Origin of the sequence: Mesorhizobium sp. LSHC420B00, from assembly GCF_000503055.1 — a bacterium.
Lineage (GTDB): Bacteria > Pseudomonadota > Alphaproteobacteria > Rhizobiales > Rhizobiaceae > Mesorhizobium.
In genome coordinates, this window is record NZ_AYVY01000011.1 from 131,031 (window position 1) to 148,612 (window position 17,582).

15 protein-coding genes are annotated in these 17,582 nt (G+C 63.5%); 9 read left to right on the plus strand and 6 right to left on the minus strand.

Translation table 11 applies throughout. From position 1 onward, the window contains the following. Positions 1-106: 106 nt before the first annotated feature. On the plus strand, positions 107-1,156 hold the full coding sequence (locus X760_RS57235; protein ID WP_023719716.1) for an aldo/keto reductase: 1,050 nt from the start codon (positions 107-109) through the stop codon (positions 1,154-1,156). 67 nt (positions 1,157-1,223) lie between these two features. On the opposite strand, the gene X760_RS57240 is transcribed toward X760_RS57235, so the two are convergent. Then, positions 1,224-2,132 (minus strand): LysR family transcriptional regulator, encoded by a 909-nt coding sequence (locus tag X760_RS57240; RefSeq protein WP_023719717.1) that lies wholly within the window; start codon positions 2,130-2,132, stop codon positions 1,224-1,226. Between the two features lie 136 nt (positions 2,133-2,268). Here X760_RS57240 and X760_RS57245 point away from each other — a divergent pair, with 136 nt between their 5' ends. Both X760_RS57245 and X760_RS57250 read left to right on the plus strand, forming a co-directional pair. Beyond that, positions 2,269-3,456, plus strand: a complete 1,188-nt coding sequence (locus X760_RS57245) for an MFS transporter (protein ID WP_023719718.1) — start codon at positions 2,269-2,271, stop codon at positions 3,454-3,456. 37 nt (positions 3,457-3,493) lie between these two features. Beyond that, on the plus strand, positions 3,494-4,528 hold the full coding sequence (locus X760_RS57250; RefSeq protein WP_023719719.1) for an aldo/keto reductase: 1,035 nt from the start codon (positions 3,494-3,496) through the stop codon (positions 4,526-4,528). 46 nt (positions 4,529-4,574) lie between these two features. Here the strand turns inward: X760_RS57250 and X760_RS57255 are convergent, their stop codons facing one another. Next, on the minus strand, positions 4,575-4,847 hold the full coding sequence (locus X760_RS57255) for an usg protein (protein WP_023719720.1): 273 nt from the start codon (positions 4,845-4,847) through the stop codon (positions 4,575-4,577). 304 nt (positions 4,848-5,151) lie between these two features. Here X760_RS57255 and acs point away from each other — a divergent pair, with 304 nt between their 5' ends. Both acs and X760_RS57265 read left to right on the plus strand, forming a co-directional pair. Continuing rightward, entirely contained in the window at positions 5,152-7,107 is a 1,956-nt protein-coding gene (acs, locus tag X760_RS57260; RefSeq protein WP_023719721.1) for an acetate--CoA ligase, read from the plus strand. Continuing rightward, the gene (locus X760_RS57265) at positions 7,107-7,850 is read left to right on the plus strand and encodes an MOSC domain-containing protein (RefSeq protein WP_023719722.1); all 744 of its coding nucleotides are present in this window, start codon (positions 7,107-7,109) and stop codon (positions 7,848-7,850) included. The genes acs and X760_RS57265 overlap by 1 nt, the downstream gene beginning before the upstream one ends. A 3-nt stretch (positions 7,851-7,853) precedes the next feature. Here the strand turns inward: X760_RS57265 and X760_RS57270 are convergent, their stop codons facing one another. From X760_RS57270 to X760_RS57280, 3 genes are all read right to left on the minus strand, one after another. Beyond that, positions 7,854-9,119 carry a cyclopropane-fatty-acyl-phospholipid synthase family protein gene (locus X760_RS57270; protein ID WP_023719723.1) on the minus strand — a complete coding sequence of 422 codons (1,266 nt, stop codon included), beginning with the start codon at positions 9,117-9,119 and terminating at the stop codon, positions 7,854-7,856. Between the two features lie 385 nt (positions 9,120-9,504). Next, positions 9,505-10,866, minus strand: a complete 1,362-nt coding sequence (locus X760_RS57275) for a pilus assembly protein (protein ID WP_023719724.1) — start codon at positions 10,864-10,866, stop codon at positions 9,505-9,507. Positions 10,867-11,184: 318 nt separating this feature from the next. Further along, positions 11,185-12,054, minus strand: coding sequence for a transglutaminase family protein (locus X760_RS57280; RefSeq protein ID WP_023719725.1), 870 nt, complete (start codon positions 12,052-12,054; stop codon positions 11,185-11,187). A gap of 177 nt (positions 12,055-12,231) precedes the next feature. Here X760_RS57280 and X760_RS57285 point away from each other — a divergent pair, with 177 nt between their 5' ends. Then, positions 12,232-12,903, plus strand: a complete 672-nt coding sequence (locus X760_RS57285; protein WP_023719726.1) for an HAD-IA family hydrolase — start codon at positions 12,232-12,234, stop codon at positions 12,901-12,903. Positions 12,904-12,936: 33 nt separating this feature from the next. Here X760_RS57285 and X760_RS57290 read toward each other — a convergent pair whose 3' ends face one another. Then, positions 12,937-13,149 (minus strand): DUF1674 domain-containing protein, encoded by a 213-nt coding sequence (locus tag X760_RS57290; protein WP_023719727.1) that lies wholly within the window; start codon positions 13,147-13,149, stop codon positions 12,937-12,939. 116 nt (positions 13,150-13,265) lie between these two features. Here X760_RS57290 and htpX point away from each other — a divergent pair, with 116 nt between their 5' ends. The 3 genes from htpX to X760_RS57305 all read left to right on the plus strand — a co-directional run bounded on the left by htpX (position 13,266) and on the right by X760_RS57305 (position 17,556). Next, a complete protein-coding gene (htpX, locus tag X760_RS57295) occupies positions 13,266-14,282 on the plus strand; it encodes a zinc metalloprotease HtpX (protein ID WP_023719728.1) in 1,017 nt (338 codons plus the stop codon). Next, complete coding sequence (locus X760_RS57300) at positions 14,273-15,661, plus strand: RsmB/NOP family class I SAM-dependent RNA methyltransferase (RefSeq protein WP_023719729.1); 1,389 nt, start codon at positions 14,273-14,275, stop codon at positions 15,659-15,661. The genes htpX and X760_RS57300 overlap by 10 nt, the downstream gene beginning before the upstream one ends. A 146-nt stretch (positions 15,662-15,807) precedes the next feature. Continuing rightward, positions 15,808-17,556: a heparinase II/III family protein gene (locus tag X760_RS57305; protein ID WP_023719730.1), complete on the plus strand. Its 1,749-nt coding sequence runs from the start codon at positions 15,808-15,810 to the stop codon at positions 17,554-17,556. Positions 17,557-17,582: the final 26 nt, after the last annotated feature.

Genomic DNA, 17,582 nt, shown 5'->3' on the forward strand with positions numbered 1-17,582 from the left:
GCGCAGCCGGCCTTAGGCCACAGGCTGACGCTGACTATGCCAGCAATAGAAACGGAACGTTTCGTTCCTATATGGTTCGAGTTATCCCAAAGCCTCTGGAGCCACCATGCGTTACAATCAACTTGGAAATACGGGGATGTTCGTCTCCGAACTTTGCCTCGGTACGATGACATTCGGCGCGGCCGGCGAGAATGCCCAATGGGGCCTGATCGCCAGCCTCGACCAGAAGGGCGTCGACGAGATCGTCGCCCGCTCGCTCGCCGCCGGCGTCAATTTCTTCGACACGGCGGATGTCTATTCCTTCGGCGCCTCGGAACGGCTTCTCGGCCAGTCGCTGAGAAATCTCGGCGTCAATCGGCAGGACGTGATCATCGCCACCAAGGTTCACGGCGCCATGGGCGGCGGCCCGAACCAGCGCGGTTCTTCGCGCGGCCATATCATGGATTCGGTCGAAGGTAGCCTCGAACGGCTGCAGCTGGACCATATCGATCTCTATCAGCTGCACGGCACCGACACGGTCACGCCGATAGACGAAACGCTGCGGGCGCTCGACGACCTGGTTGCCGCTGGCAAGGTCCGCTATGTCGGCGTCTCGAACTGGCAGGCCTGGCGCATCGCCAAGGCGTTGGGTATTGCCGAGCGCAAGGGCTTTGCCCGTTTCGAAACCGTCCAATCGTATTACTCGATCGCTGGCCGCGATCTCGAGCGCGAGATCGTGCCGCTGCTCAACGAGGAGAAGCTCGGGCTGATGGTCTGGTCACCGATGGCGGGCGGCCTGCTCTCGGGCAAGTACGGACCCGGTGCCCCCGGCAATGGCGAAGGTCGCCGCGCCAGCTTCAATTTCCCGCCGGTCAATGAGGACCGTGCCTGGGCAGCGGTCGCCGTCATGCGCGAGATCGCCGCCCAGCACGGCGTCAGCGTCGCCACGGTGGCGCTCGGCTTTGTCCTGGCCAAACCGTTCGTGATGAGCGTCATCATCGGCGCCAGCCGCATGGACCAGTTGGAACAGAACCTTGCGGCGACCGAGTTGAAGCTCGATGCCGACGATCTTGCTCGTCTCGACGAAGTCAGCGCGCTCCCGCCCGAATATCCGGGCTGGATGCTCGAACGCCAGGCGGCGGGCCGCAGGCCGGCGCCGTTCACGCCAAAGAAGTAGTTCCTTGTCGACGTGACATTTCGGCAGCCAAATTCGGGAGCCAAGTGGCTCCCGAATGCCTTCCGCTTCAGCCCAGCCGCGCGGTTTCGGCCAGGAAATCTAAAATGGCCCGTACCCGCGCCGGCAAATGCTTGCCTTGGCCGACATAAACCGCATGGGTCAGTTCCTCGTCGCCGGGGTTGAACTCTTCCAGCAGCGGCAGCAGCCGGCCGGCGGCAATGTCGGCCTCCACGTGCCAGCGTGCCAGCCGGGCGATGCCCGCCCCTGAGAGCGCCATCAACCGCATCGCCTCGCCGTCGCTGACCAGCGTGTTTCCAACGATCGATATGGTGATCGGCTTGCCGGCCGCGTCGACAAAAGGCCAGCCCTCGACGTGGCGCACGAAACAGAAGCCCATCCGGTTGTGACGATCGAGATCGGCGGGCGTCTTGGGTGTGCCACGCGCTTCGAGATACGATGGCGCGGCAACGACGACCACCCGGCTCTGCCCGAGCTTGCGCGCCACTAGCCGTGATTCGCCGAGCGGGCCGGCACGTATGGCGACGTCGGCGCGCTCCTCCATCAGGTCGATAACACTGTCGGTCAACACCAGATCGACCGAGATTTCGGGGTATCGTTCTAGAAAACGCGGCAAAAGCGGGATCAGCCGGTGCTGCCCGAAAGGCACGTAGCTATTGATCCGCAGCCGGCCACGCGGCGCGGCACCCGCCGCTGCCTCGCGCTCGGCTACCGCCATGTCGGCCAGGATGCGCACGCCGCTGTCGAAGAAGGCCGCCCCTTCCGGGGTCAGTCGCAGCTTGCGCGTCGAGCGGATGACCAGCCGGGCGCCAAGACGCCCCTCCAGCCGCGCGATCAGCTTGCTAACCGCCGACGGGCTCATGCGCAGCGCACGTGCAGCGGCCGAAAAGCTGCCGGCCTCGACGACGCGGACGAACACTTCGATCTCGCCGGAGCGGTTGATGTCGGGCCTGGCCATTGGTGAATCTATTTCACAGGCAATGTGCCCTAGGCAAGGCTGGTTCACAGTTCGGTGCATCACGATCTTTCGGGCCGGGCGTGAGAGGACACGGCGCCCGTCGTCGAAACTGGCCGTCATCGAAGTGGGAACCGCCATGCCTCTTGCTCTCTACGCTCTTGCCGCCGGCGCCTTCGGTATTGGCGTCACCGAATTCGTCATCATGGGCCTGCTGCTCGACGTCAGCACCGATCTCGGCGTCTCGATCTCAGCTGCCGGTCAACTGATTTCCGGCTATGCGCTGGGCGTCGTCATCGGCGCGCCGCTGCTGACGATCGCCACCGGCCGGTGGCCGCGCAAGACCGTGCTTCTGGCGCTGATGGCAATCTTCACGCTAGGCAACCTCGCGTGCGCGCTGGCCCCAGACTACTGGACGCTGATGGGTGCGCGCGTGCTCACCGCCTTCGCCCACGGCACCTTCTTCGGCGTCGGCTCGGTCGTGGCGACCGGGCTGGTGGCGCCCAACAAGAAGGCATCGGCGATCGCCCTGATGTTCACCGGCCTGACCATCGCCAACATCCTCGGCGTCCCCTTCGGAACATGGCTCGGCCAGGCCTTCGGCTGGCGCGCGACCTTCTGGGCGGTGACCCTGGTCGGCATGGTCGCTTTCGCCATCATCCTGCTGCTGGTGCCGCGCAGCCAGACAGCGCCTGAGCAAAGCAATTTGCGCGCCGATCTCGCCGTGCTCGGCCGCACGCCCGTCCTGCTTGGCTTTGCCACCACCGTGCTCGGCTATGCCGGCGTCTTCGCCGTCTTCACCTACATCGCCCCGTTGCTGACCGAGATCACNGAGATCACCGGTTTTGAGGAAGCAGCGGTGTCGCCGATCCTGCTGGTCTTCGGCGGCGGCCTCATCGCCGGCAACCTCGCTGGCGGCAAGTTCGCCGACCGCTGGCTGGTGCCTTCCGTTCTCGGCAGTCTCGTCGTGCTGGCGCTGGTGCTCGGCACCATGACCTTGGCCCTGCACAGCCAGGTTATGGCCGTCATCTATGTCGGCCTGCTCGGCGCCGCCGCCTTCGCCACCGTGGCGCCGCTGCAGATGTGGGTACTGGAAAAGGCACAAGGCGCCGGCCAGAGCCTCGCCTCGTCCTTCAACATCGCCGCCTTCAATCTCGGCAATGCGGCCGGCGCCTGGCTCGGCGGCGTGGTCATCGCCCATGGCCCCGGCCTCGGCGCCGTCACCTGGGTCGCGGCCCTGCTGCCGCTCTCGGCGCTTTCCGTGGCAGCGCTGGCGCTACGCCTCGATCGCCCAACGCTCGGTGAACCGGCACCCGCCCGCTCGTAGCAACTCGAAGAACCCTTGTACACCATAGGAGAAACAGATGGATTATCGAAATCTTGGCGCATCGGGCCTGAAAGTCCCGGCGCTCTCGTTCGGCGCTGGAACCTTCGGCGGGTCAGGGCCGCTGTTCGGCGCCTGGGGCAACAGCGATGCGACGGAAGCCCGGCGGCTGGTCGACATCTGCCTGGAGGCGGGCGTCAACCTGTTCGACACCGCCGACGTCTATTCGAATGGCGCTTCCGAACAGGTGCTCGGCGAAGCGATGAAGGGCCGCCGCGATGCCGTACTGATCTCGACAAAGACCTCGCTGCCGATGGGCGACGGTCCCAACGACGCCGGCTCGTCCCGCTCGCGCCTCATCAAGGCCGTCGAGGACGCACTGAGGCGTCTTGGCACCGACTACATCGACCTGCTGCAGCTGCACGCGTTCGACGCCGCAACACCGATCGAGGAGGTGCTATCGACGCTGGATAGGCTCGTGCGCGCCGGAAAGCTGCGTTATGTCGGCGTTTCCAATTTTTCCGGCTGGCAAGTGATGAAGTCGCTCGGCCTGGCGGACAGATACGGCTATCCCCGATACGTCGCCCACCAGGTCTATTACTCGCTGGTCGGGCGCGATTATGAATGGGAGTTGATGCCGCTCGGCCTCGACCAGGGCGTCGGTGCGCTGGTGTGGAGCCCGCTCGGCTGGGGCCGCCTGACCGGCAAGATCCGCCGTGGCCAGAAGCTGCCCGAGAAAAGCCGGCTGCACGACACGGCAAGCTTCGGACCGCCCGTCGACGACGAGCATCTCTATCGGGTCGTCGACGCGCTTGATGTTGTCGCCGAGGAAACCGGGAAGACCATACCGCAGATCGCCATCAATTGGCTGCTGCAGCGGCCGACCGTCGCCTCCGTCATCATCGGCGCGCGCAACGAGGAGCAGTTGCGCCAGAATCTCGGCGCCGTCGGATGGTCACTGACCCCGGATCAGATGAAAATCTTGGACACGGCAAGCGAGGTCACCGCACCCTACCCGTATTTTCCCTATCGCCGGCAGGAGGGTTTTGCCCGGCTGAACCCGCCCGCCGTCTGACGCTCCAAAAGCTGGGCGGCGGCTCCCAGGCTGCCGCCCGCGTGCTTTAATGCAGCACGAACTCGCCGTCGACCTTGCGCCATTCGTTCGGCGCGATCAGCTTCTGGTGCGTGTAGCTGACTGAATGCAGCGGGCCTTCGAGCTTGGCCTGCCAGAACTCGATGAAGCGGATAAGCACCGGAAATTTCGGGGCGATGTCGTAATCCTGCCAGATGAAGCTCTGCAGCAGATGCGGATGATCGGGAAAGTGATAAAGAATCTTGGCCGTGGTCAAGCCATAGCCCTTGAGCATCAGGTCCATTTCGGAATGGTCGCGCATTGCGGTCCCCTGGTTGATTCTCTTTCCTCCCAGCCTGAAATTGTGCACCCCATTTGCTTAATCGTCTATTGATATTTCTGCGGTCGAGCCAGATTTCTGCCGCAAAAACATGCGGTTAGCAGCCGTCTCGCTAGAGTGCTGACACCACCCGGGAAGGGACCTGCGGCATCCCGCCGCGCAAATCCAACGTCTAATGTTGCCGTCATCGCCGAACTGTTAATAATGCGCGCGAATTCGCGGCCGCAACGCTGCGATCCTGCCGGCAGTCAAGCCGGCGGTTTGGTTTCGGGAGGAAGGCGAAGAAATGTCCGATGTTCATGTCCATCGCGTCCAGCCGGCGTGGAAGAAGAACGCGCTGATCGACAATGACACCTACCTGAAATGGTACGCCGACAGCGTCAAGAGCCCGGACAAGTTCTGGGGCAAGCACGGCAGGCGCATCGACTGGTTCAAGCCGTACAGCAAGGTCAAGAACACGTCCTTCGACGGCAAGGTCTCAATCAAATGGTTCGAGGATGGCCAGACCAACGTTTCCTGGAACTGCATCGACCGGCATCTGAAGAAGCGCGGCGAACAGACCGCCATCATCTGGGAAGGCGACAATCCCTACGACGACAGGAAGATCACCTATAACGAGCTTTACGGACATGTCTGCCGCCTCGCCAATGTGATGAAGAAGCACGGCGTCAAGAAGGGCGACCGCGTCACCATCTACATGCCGATGATCCCGGAGGCCGCCTATGCGATGCTCGCCTGCACGCGCATCGGCGCCATTCATTCGGTGGTCTTCGGCGGCTTTTCGCCGGACGCGCTGGCCGGACGCATCGACGACTGCAAGTCGACCTTCCTCATCACCGCCGACGAAGGCCTGCGCGGCGGCAAGCCGATCCCCTTGAAGGAGAACACCGACAAGGCGATCGAGATCGCCGCCAAGGCCGGAACGAAAGTCGAAAAGGTCTTGGTAGTACGCCGCACCGGCGGCAAGACCGGCTGGGCCGCCGGGCGCGACGTCTGGTACCATGACGAGGTCGCGACGGTTAAGGCCGAATGCAAGCCCGAGAAGATGAACGCCGAGGATCCGCTGTTCATCCTCTACACGTCGGGCTCGACCGGCAAGCCGAAAGGCGTGCTGCACACCACCGCCGGCTATCTCGTTTATGTCTCGATGACCCACCAATATGTCTTCGACTATCACGACGGGGACGTCTACTGGTGCACCGCCGATGTCGGCTGGGTCACCGGCCACAGCTACATCGTCTACGGGCCGCTCGCCAACGGCGCCACCACGCTGATGTTCGAAGGCGTGCCGAATTACCCGTCGCAGTCGCGTTTCTGGGACGTGATCGACAAGCACAAGGTCAACATCTTTTACACCGCGCCGACGGCGCTGCGCGCGCTGATGGGCGCCGGCGACGCCCATGTCACCAAGACGTCGCGCAAGTCGCTGCGCGTGCTCGGCACCGTCGGCGAGCCAATCAATCCAGAAGCCTGGGAATGGTATTTCAACGTTGTCGGCAACGGCAAGGTGCCGATCGTCGATACCTGGTGGCAGACCGAGACCGGCGGCATCATGATCACGCCGGTTCCGGGCGCCACCCACCTCAAGGCGGGCTCGGCGACGCGGCCCTTCTTTGGCGTCAACCCGCAGCTGGTTGATGGTGACGGCAAGGTGCTGGAGGGTGAAGCCAGCGGCAATCTTTGTATTGCCGACTCATGGCCGGGCCAGATGCGCACCGTCTATGGCGATCACGACCGCTTCGTGCAGACCTATTTCTCGACCTACAAGGGCAGGTACTTCACCGGCGACGGCTGCCGCCGCGATGCTGACGGCTACTACTGGATCACCGGCCGCGTCGACGACGTCATCAACGTCTCCGGCCACCGCATGGGCACCGCCGAGGTCGAATCGGCGCTGGTTTCGCATGAGAAGGTCTCGGAAGCGGCCGTCGTCGGCTACCCGCACGATATCAAGGGCCAGGGCATCTACTGCTATGTCACGCTGATGGCCGGCGAGACGCCAAGCGAGGAATTGCGCCAGGAGCTCGTCGCCCATGTCCGCAAGGAGATCGGCGCCATCGCTTCGCCCGACAAGATCCAGTTCGCGCCCGGCCTGCCGAAGACCCGTTCCGGCAAGATCATGCGGCGCATTCTGCGCAAGATCGCCGAGGACGATTTTGCCGCGCTCGGCGACACCTCGACGCTGGCCGATCCGGCGGTCGTCGACGACCTGATCGCCAATCGGCAGAACAAGAAGAGCTGATGCAAGCCATATTGGGTGCCGTCACCGAGCTTTGGCGCTATCCCGCGAGCTCGCTCGCCGGCGAGCGCCAGCAGGCGATCTCGGTCGCCCGGCATACCGTTGAAGGCGACCGCCTGTTTGGTCTTATCGACACGTCGAACAATGAAATCGCACGGCCGGACCGCGAAGTGAAATGGCACAAGGTGCCCCGCATCCGAACCCGGCTGTCGCCGGCCGGCGCACTGGAGGTTGCGGTCCCGGATGGCGACTGGCTAGCCGCACCGGGCGCTGATAGCGACCGCGCCATTTCCGCCTATCTCGGCTTTGCGGCCTCCATCCGGCCGTTCCGCCGCGAGAATACTACACCGGGATACGCCGGTCCCCTGCTGGCGGAACGCTATGTCAAAGCCCCCATTCATCTGCTGACCACCGCTTCGCTGGCGCAGTTGAAGTTGCTGCATCCAGACGGCACCGCCGACCCGCGCCGCTTCCGCCCCAACATCGTCGTCGACATGCCGAAGATCGAGGGGTCATTCCCCGAAACCGAATGGATCGGGCGCAAGCTGGCGATCGGCGACCTGCTCCTGACCATCTCCGAGCCGTGCCGCCGCTGCGGCTTCACCATCATTGGCCAGGACGGGTTCGACCACGACCCGGCAATCCTGCGCAGCCTGGTCCGCCACAACGCCCATAATTTCGGCGTCTACTGCACTGTCGATCGACCGGCCCGCGTCGAGATCGGCGCCACGATGCGTCTCCTGTAGCTATTAGTATAAATCCGCCCGCGTCGGCGGCAGGCCGCTTGGGCCGCGCGCGCGCCTGGTGGCGACGGTCTGGAAAATCTGCGCCGAGGCGCGTTCGAAGGTAATCGAGCAGCCGGTGAGATAAAGCAGCCAGAGCCGCGCCTTGGATTCGCCGACCTCGGCGATGGCCTCGTCAAAGCGTGCGTGGAGGCGCTCGGCCCATAGCCGGCAGGTGCGCGCATAGTGCTCGCGCAAGTTTTCGACGTCATAAATGAGGAAGCCGTGCGCCTCGAGATTGCCGAGCGTCATGCCGATCGTATCGAGTTCGCCGCCCGGAAAAATGTATTTGATCAGCGCTTTGAATTCCGGCCCCTTGCGCAGCGTCTTCTTCATGCTGCCCTTGTCGCGGCGGGTGATGGCATGGTGCAGATAGATGCCGCCGGGTTTGAGCAGGCGATGGATGGTCGAAAAATAGGCGGCATGGTTGGCAAGCCCCAGATGTTCGAACATGCCGATCGACGAGATCTTGTCGAAGGAACCGGACAGCTCGGCATAGGACTTTATCTCGATGGTGATGCGATCCTCCAGCCCCTCAGCGCGGATGCGTTCGCGGGCGAACTCGGTCTGTGCCTCCGATAGCGAAACGCCGTGGCCGACGACGCCATAATTCTTCACGGCATGGATGAGCATCGCTCCCCAGCCGCAGCCGATGTCGAGCAATCTGTCGCCGGGCTTCAGCCGAAGCTTGCGGCAGATATGGTCGAGCTTGTCTCTCTGCGCCTGATCGATATCGTTGGCGAAGTCCTTGAAGTAGCCGCAGCTATAGACCATGCGCTCGTCGAGGAAGAGCCGGTAGAATGCGTTGGAAATGTCGTAGTGATGCTGGATCGCCTCCTTGCTCGAACCGCTGACGTAAGGATTGCGGCCGGAAAGATCGGTTCGCGCCGTCATCTGTTTTCGCGAAAACAGCACCGCCGGCAGGTCGCGCAGGATCGCCAGCTTCGGCAGTGTCTTGAGCTTCGTCCTGAGCTTGCCGTGCGTGGGCAAGGCATAGAAATCGAACAGCGATCCGTCTTCGACGTCGACCGCCTTGGCAATCCACATCTCGATCAGCGTCGATAAAGAGGGCCGACGTACGATCTGCCAGACGATGTCCTGGTCGTTGATGGTGAGCACCGGGCCGGCAGCCGGGCCGATCCGCTCGCCCGTCCACAGCCTCACCGCAAAACCCGGCTTCATCGTTTCGATGACCGTCCGAACAATCCGGGCCGCTCTCTCGGCTGCCTCCATCCCCGTCCTCCCTTACCCGGCAAAATAGTGGCCCGGAACAATAGCGGCCCGATCTTGCCTGCCAGATCGGCCGGCCGCAAGCCGCCTGGGTGCGCAAGCACGCTTGTTCAGGATTTTTGGATGCCGCGCCTTGCCATTTCCCGGGTGACACCCCATCATGGGGGAGTGTTCAACAAATCGAAAGGAGGTGATCCGATGTCGAGTGATTTCGTTTTCCAGAACGTGGCCTCAGCGGATTGCACTTTCGGGAAGCAGTCTTCCCGTTAAGGCGCGAGATGCGCGGCTGGCGACCAGTGTCGCCGCCAGGAGCCGCGCCATGGACGGAAACACGGAAGGCCGCCGACTTCGCAAGAAGCGGCGGCCTTTTCCTTTGGGCTGTTGTCCCCTATCTGGTTACGGTCAACATCTCGACGTTGCGCGCTATATCCTGGAAAGCCTGGTTGAGTTCGGTTCCATTGGCCGCCTGATAAAAGTGCTTGATCTTGGCGGTGTCCGGGCTGGCGCAATCCTGGAGCGTCGCCTTGGCATTCGTTTCGTTTAGGTCAAACCCAATGGTGAATATCTCAATGCCCTTGTTGCGCATGGCAGCGCAGAGTGTCTTGGCGGCCGTGCGGGTCGGCTCCTTGCCGGCGTCATTGTAAACGTCGCTCACCGTGCTCGCATCGAAGTAGGATAGGTTGAATTCGCCGTCGGTCATCAGGATCGCGATTTTGGCGACCTTTTTTGGATCCATCTTGGCCGGCCGTTGCGAAGTCCTCATGATGCTACCCCAGTTCTCCGACAGCATGTACCAGGTCCACTGCACGCCGATATGGCCGGCGGTGCCGCCGGATGCGACGAAATTCTTGATGACCGTCTTGAGCGCCGTCGCATCCGCCGTCAGCGGCATCAGCGTGGCGGCCGGGCAGGCGGCGGTGCCGGTTTGCCAAGCGAAGGACGACAGCAGGTAGTCGCGGTTGACCATGCTGGCGTCGGGGCCCGCGTCCGAATATTGATAGATCCCCTTGCGTTCGGTGGCGCAATTGTCCGGACGGATGAAGCCCGAGATATATTGCACGGCGTCATTGGCCGGCGCCTGTTTGCGTTGGCTGGTGCTGGTTTCCACATAGACGCTGCTGGGCGCAAGTGTACCCGCATTCACCGAATTTGCGTAAGGCACGATGGCAACCCGCACTCGTGGCTTGGAGGGGTCCTGACCGCCCAGGAAACTGTCGACGGCATTCGCCGCAGCCGTCCGCAGATCGATGATTTTCTGGCCGGCCATCGACCCGGTCACATCGAGCATCATTGCGACTTCGATCTGCTTGTCCGAATAGAGCGCCATCGTCGATGCGGGAACGCTTTGCATGCCACTCGTGCCGAAAAGCGGGAAATAGTAGCTGACATTGACATGGACATCCGCCTGAACCGTGTTTGCAGTCCGGTCGACGGTCAGCTTGTCGAGAACGATCTGGTTGTCCTGCAGGATACCCGCCGTGCTGTTGGCATCGAGAAAGGCCTGCACCGATTTGCTGGCGTCGGCCTCGCTGATGACGCCGGTTGTCAGGTCGCGCGCCGTCGAGGTGACCGCAGCGTCGACGACGCCTTGCAGGCTCGATTTCACATTGTAGAGTTGGGACACGTTGACGGCAAAGCCGACACTCAGCGCCAGCACCGAGCTGATTATACCAAACAGCACCGCGAAATTTCCGCTGCGATCCCCGGCAAAGCCGCCGATCGCCTGAACAAGACCCCCGAAACGCTGCATTCCTTCCGCCTCCATCGCCACAGCCTGCAGCTGTCCGAAGGCGCATTGCAGGAATCCGGCCGGATCGCGCCGCCAGGCGCGAGAAAGCGAGCGGCTCTCGCTCAGGCCATTGTTTCCAAACGGTTTCAAGCGACGGCAAGGTAAACAGCCGGTAAATGAAAGTCGCGTCAGCGCGGCTTTGTTGACAAAGCGCTTACCATGATCAGGCTCGCAATTCAGGACGACTGGACTGCGTCCCAATCCGGTACAGACGAGATGTATCGAACCGGTTCAGCACGACCGCGGTAGCGGGAGATGGAAATCTGGACTGTGAAAGGACTATGCCAGCATCCGTGCGCTGACGGTCTTGTCGACGCCGCGATAGGGCGGCTTGAAGAGATTGCCTTCCTGCTCGTGCGTCCAGACCTTGAACCGGCTGAGTCGATGCGGGCCGAAACTATGCAGCAGCGGCACGTCGGTGGCGTCACGGCCGCGCGCTATGACGACGCGGCCGATCCTCGGCACATTGTGGCGAGGATCGAACGTGTACCATCTGCCGTCGAGGAACACTTCCACCCACGCCGAGAAATCCATCGGCGCCGGATCGGCGGGTACGCCGATATCGCCAAGATAGCCGTTCACGTAACGGGCCGGGATATTCATGCAGCGGCAGAGCGTGATCGCCAGATGGGCAAAGTCGCGGCAGACGCCGACGCGCTCCTCATGCGCCTGCGCCGCCGTGCGGGTCGGGCGCGCATAGCCGTAGCCAAAGGACAGGCGGTTGTAGACATAGTCGACGATCGCCTGCACCCGCGCCCAACCCGGCGGAAGCTGGCCGAAAAGTTGCCAGGCGAGATCGCTGAGATGATCGGTCTCGCAGTAACGGCTGCCAAGCAGATAGCCGAGCACCTCGTCCGGCAATTCCGCGACCGGGACTTCCCCGGCCAGCGTGTTGACCTCATCCGTCTCGCCACCGTCCTCGATCACCGCGTCATAGAGGATGCGAAAGCTTCCTGCCGGCGCCGTGAAGCGGCGGCAGCTATTGCCGAAAAGATCGTGGTAGACCCTGGTCGGCACGGATGGCGACGTCAGTACGCGCGTCTGCCGCTTGATGTCGGCCTGACGATCCCCGTGGATGTCGAGCAATGAAACGACCGGCGTTGGTGCAACGCATTCAATGCCAATTTCATAGCCGAGCCGAATCAGCATCGCCCTCCCCTGCGATCGTCATGGAAGATAGTGCTGGTCAACGCAGGAGAGTGCGCGCGGTTCCTTGCGAACGTCGAAAACGAGGTCTCGCGGCTTCCCATACGGACGCGGCAACGTTACGGTTGATCGATATGCTCCCTTCGAAATAATCCTTCCAAGATGACCCCGGGAAAACCGATGTTTGCAGGCAGAAAATTCGCGGCCTTCCTGTTCGATATGGACGGCACGATTCTCAATTCGATTGCCGCGGCGGAAAGGGTCTGGGCAGCCTGGGCGCACCGGCAAGGTCTTGACGTCGCTGCATTCCTGCCGACCATCCACGGCGTGCGGGCGATCGAGACCATCGGCCGGCTGGCGCTCCCAGGGATCGATCCTGCCCGCGAAGCCGATGCGCTTTTGCAGGCCGAAGCAGCCGACGTCGAAGGCATCCACCCGATTACCGGCGCCGCGGCATTCCTGGCGTCGCTGCCGCCCGGGAGCTGGGCGATCGCCACTTCGGCGCCCCGTGAACTCGCTCTGCTGCGCCTGCAGGCCGCCGGCATTCCGGCTCCCGCCGTGATCGTTGCGGCAGAGGATGTCTCCCGCGGCAAGCCGGCGCCCGACTGCTTCCGGCTGGCGGCCGAACGGCTCGGCGTCGACGTGCGCGATTGCCTCGTCTTCGAAGACGCACCGGCAGGCATAGCAGCAGCCGAGGCCGCGGGCGCCGCGGTCGTCGTGATCAGCGCCACGCACCGGCATCCGTTGGAGACGCCGCATGCCGCCATCGCCGGCTATGACGCGATCGGCGTCGCCGTCGATGCCAGCGGCTGGATTGCCATCGAAGCGGAGCGGGCCGCCCAGCCTGCTTAGCTGGTACCCTGCTTAGCCAGCACCCTGCCTGGGCTAAAAGTCGCTGGTCAGGCCCTTGACCTCCCAGTCGCCGTAGCGGCCGGGTTCCTTGCCGCCGCGCCCACCGATCTCCCTCGGCAGCGTGGCTTCCTTCTCGCGATATTGCTCCCGCCGGGCCTCGGCCTCGGCCAAGGCGCGCCGGGCTGCCGGCGTCAGTGGCTTGTGCGGCGAGCCGTTAGCATGCGTTTGGCTGGTTTTGTCGATCATGCGATCTTCCGCTAGATTGAAACAGGCCCCGATTGAAACGGGAACCGCTGTTTCCCATCATATAGCGATGGGCCCACAAGGATCGACCCCTTTGTTGGGCCAGAACGGAGCAGACGATGAACACCCTTCGCACCGCCATGCTTTTGGCCGCAATGACGGCCCTGTTCATGGGTGTCGGCTATCTGGTCGGCGGATCCGGCGGCATGATGATCGCCTTGCTGATCGCCGCCGGCACCAATTTGTTCAGCTATTGGAACGCCGACAAGATGGTGCTGTCGATGCACCGTGCGATCGAGGTCAACGAAAGCAACGCGCCCGAATATTACGCCATCGTGAAGGGTCTCGCGCAACGCGCCGGCCTGCCGATGCCGAGAACCTATCTCATCGACAATCCTCAGCCCAATGCCTTCGCCACCGGCCGCAATCCGCAAAATGCCGCTGTCGCCGCCAGCACCGGCCTGCTCGAGCAGCTCTCACATGAAGAAGTCGCGGCGGTGATGGCGCATGAGCTTGCCCATGTGCAGCACCGCGACACGCTGACCATGACGATCGTCGCGACCTTTGCCGGCGCAATTTCGATGCTCGGCAATTTCGCTTTCTTCTTCGGCGGCAACCGCGACAACAACAATTCCTTCGGCATCGTCGGCGTGCTGGTGGCGATGATCGTCGCGCCCCTGGCCGCCATGATCGTGCAGATGGCGGTGAGCCGCACCCGCGAATACGAGGCCGACCGGCGCGGGGCCGAAATCTGTGGACACCCGCTGTGGCTGGCCTCGGCACTTGACAAGATCGCGCGGGGCGCCGAACGCATCCGCAACCCGGATGCCGAGCGCAATCCGGCAACCGCCCATCTCTTCATCATCAATCCTCTTTCCGGCGAGCGCATGGACAGTTTGTTTTCCACTCACCCGAGCACAGAAAACCGCATCGCCGCATTGCAGAGGATCGCGAGCGAGATGGCCGGCGCACCCGAAGCGGCCGCGACGCCAAAGCCGGCGCCGAAAGAGACCGGGCAGCAGCCGTCAGGTCCGTGGGACAGGGCCGCCCGGCCCGAGGGGCCGGTTGAGCCGGCCAAGCCGAGACCCAATCCCTGGGGACGCAATCCGACCGGACCCAAAGGTCCGTGGTCGTGAGCGCAGCACAACGCCGGCACGCAATTCCAGGTGATCGCGAGCACAATTCGGGCAGCGAGGCCGTAGCCGGTCTCGCCGCGCGCAAGGCAGCCGCGCGCCTGCTTGCCGCAGTCATCGACGCGAGAACGCCACTCGACGGGCTGACCGACCATGAGAACGGCCATCCGCAATACAAGGCGCTCGACTTGCGCGACCGCGCCCTGGTGCGCGCCATTCTGGTCACCGCCCTGCGCTACCGCATGACCATATCAGGCCTTTTGGCCCGCCGCCTGGAAAAGCCGCTGCCGCCCAACGCTACGGCGCTTTCGCACATCCTGCACGTGGCGGCGGCACAGATCCTGTTCCTCGATGTTCCCGACAGCGCCGCCGTCGACCTCGCCGTGACGCACGCCAAGTCCGATCCGCGCACGGCGCGCTTTTCCGGCCTCGTCAACGGCGTGCTGCGTACGCTGGCGCGGGCCAAGCAGGACGAGCTCGCGACCGCAATTGCCGCAACCGACGAGGCACCAAAATGGTTTTCCGACCGTTTGAAAACGGTCTACGGCCTCGACAAGGCCAGGCAGATACTGCTCGCCCACCGCCATGAGGCGCCGGTCGACTTCTCGGTCAAGTCGGACCCGGCGCTGTGGGCCGAACGGCTCGGCGGCTTCGTCTTACCGACCGGCACGGTGCGGGTCGAGAAGCTCAGCGCTTCCGTGACCGAACTGCCCGGCTTTGGGGAAGGCGCCTGGTGGGTTCAGGATGCAGCGGCCAGCCTGCCGGCCCGGCTGTTCGGCGACATCAATTGTTTGCGAATCGCCGACCTCTGCGCCGCGCCGGGCGGCAAGACCGCCCAGCTGATCCTCGCCGGCGCCCATGTCACTGCGCTCGACATGTCCAGAACGCGGCTGGCACGGCTGACGCAGAACCTCGAAAGGCTCGGCTTGGCCGCGGAGATCGTCGAGGCCGATCTGCTCAAATACGAGCCGAAGAACCGCTTCGACGCCGTCCTCCTCGACGCACCTTGCTCTTCGACCGGCACGGTGCGGCGGCATCCCGACGTTCCCTGGACGAAGACGGCGGTCGACGTCGAAAAATTGGCCGACCTGCAACGCCGGCTGCTTGCCCGCGCCATCACCTTGGTCAAGCCTGGCGGTCGCATCGTCTTTTCCAACTGTTCGCTCGATCCGCTGGAAGGCGAAGAGCTCTATCGCGACTTTCTCGCCGGCAATGCGGAGATCATCGACGACCCGCTTCGGCCAGGCGAGATTGCCGGCATCGACCCATTCCTGACGCCGCAAGGCACGTTGCGCACCACGCCTGCCGATCTGGAGCTTGGCTCACCGGCGCGTTCCGGGCTGGACGGTTTCTTTGCCGCCCGCATGCGCAGAGCCGGCTAAGGGCCGATCTTGAAGCGCCATCCGACTTCTTGGGGCGAGGAGGCATGGAAAACAGGCTGAACGGCCCCACTGCCGCGGAATTCGCCTTCGCACAAGTTCTTGAATCATATAAACTTGTGCTTGGGTGAGGACGATCAGGAGGGGTTTTGGCAATCGCTGCCGGTAACACGACGCGTCTGTGGACGCTTGTCGCGAGGGAGTTCTGGCGCAAGACGCGCCGGCGCTTGCGCGCCGGGCCACTCTATCGCTGGCGCTACTCCGGCCGCACGCCGGAGCGCGTCCTGATTGCCCCGCCGGACCTGCGCCTCGCCGATCCTCAGATCGCGCTCGAGATCTATTACGGCCGCTATCCGCTTTCGGGGCATCTGGTCGAGACCGGTGGCAAATCGCCCTTCCAGATCGACGTGCCCAATCCCGGCTGGCAAAAAACGCTGCATGGCTTTCGCTGGCTGCGCCACATGCGTGCCGCCAGCACGGAGCTCGCCGCCGCCAACGCGCGGGCGTTGGTTTCCGACTGGATTGCAATCCATGGCAGCCATATTTCCGGCGTCGCCTGGGAGCCCGGCACGACGGCCAAGCGTGTCATTGCCTGGCTGCAGCATTCCTCGATCGTGTTGCAGGGCGCCGAGTTTCCGTTCTACCGTGCGTTCCTGAAATCGCTTGCCGTCCAGATCCGCTATCTGCGCGCCATGGTGCGCGAGATGCCGGACGGCAAGGACAGGCTGCGCGCCCGCATTGCGCTGGCCTTTGCCGCTTTGTCGCTGCCGGCGCCGGCCTCGGCGCTGCGCGGTGCCACCCGCAATCTCGCCGAGGAGCTCGACCGCCAGATCCTGCCTGACGGCGGCCATATCTCGCGTAATCCGATGACCGTGCTTGAAATCCTCGCCGACCTTCTGCCATTGCGCCAGACATACGCCAATCAGGCCGAGACACCGCCGGCCGCCCTGATCGGCGCCATCGACCGGATGCTGCCGGCACTGCGCTTCTTTCGCCATCAGGATGGCAGCCTTGCCCGCTTCAACGGCATGGGCGCCACCATCCACGACCGCATCGCCAGCATCCTGCATCACGACGACACCGCCGGCGCACCACTGCTGCACGCGCCGCATTCGGGTTATGAGCGCCTGTCGATGGGTGGTGTCACGGTGATCGCCGATACCGGCCCGCCGCCGCCCGTCGACGTGTCCAATGCTGCTCACGCCGGATGCCTCGCCTTCGAATTGTCGTCGGGCCGCCAGCATTATATCGTCAATGCCGGCATAGACACCTATGGTGCCGCCGAGTTCCGGCCGCTTGCCCGCGCCACCGCCGCCCACTCCACCGCTACCATCAACGACACGTCGTCGGCGCGCTTCAACCACTCCTTGCGCGTCAACGACCTGCTCGGCACGCCTTTGATAGGCGGGCCGCAGCATGTGCCTTGCAAGCGCACCGACCAGAAGGGCAGCCAGGGCTTCATCGCCCGCCATGACGGCTATGTGGCGCGCTTCGGCTTCCTGCATGAGCGCGAGCTGAAATTGTCGACCGAGGGCAATGTGCTTGCCGGCAGGGACCGCTTCCTGCGGCCGGGCGGCGCTTCTATCCGCAACAATGGCCGTGATTTCGTTACAGTGCGTTTCCATGTCCATCCCGACATAAACGTGCTCCAGGATGAGCATGACCGTCTGGTGCTGACCGCCGACCACGCCGACACCTGGGTGTTTACCTCCACCGAAGTGGCACCCGAGGTCGAGGAATCGATCTATTTCGCCGGGCTTGGCGGCCCACGCCGCAGCCGCCAGATCGTGCTTGCCTTCAAGGCCTCGGAGATTCCCGAGGTCCATTGGCAACTGACGCGGACAATTATCGCCGGCCGTCAGGAAAAAGCTGAAGCTGGTGGCAACGGCAGACACTGATCAAGCCTTGCGGCTTGATTTCCGGG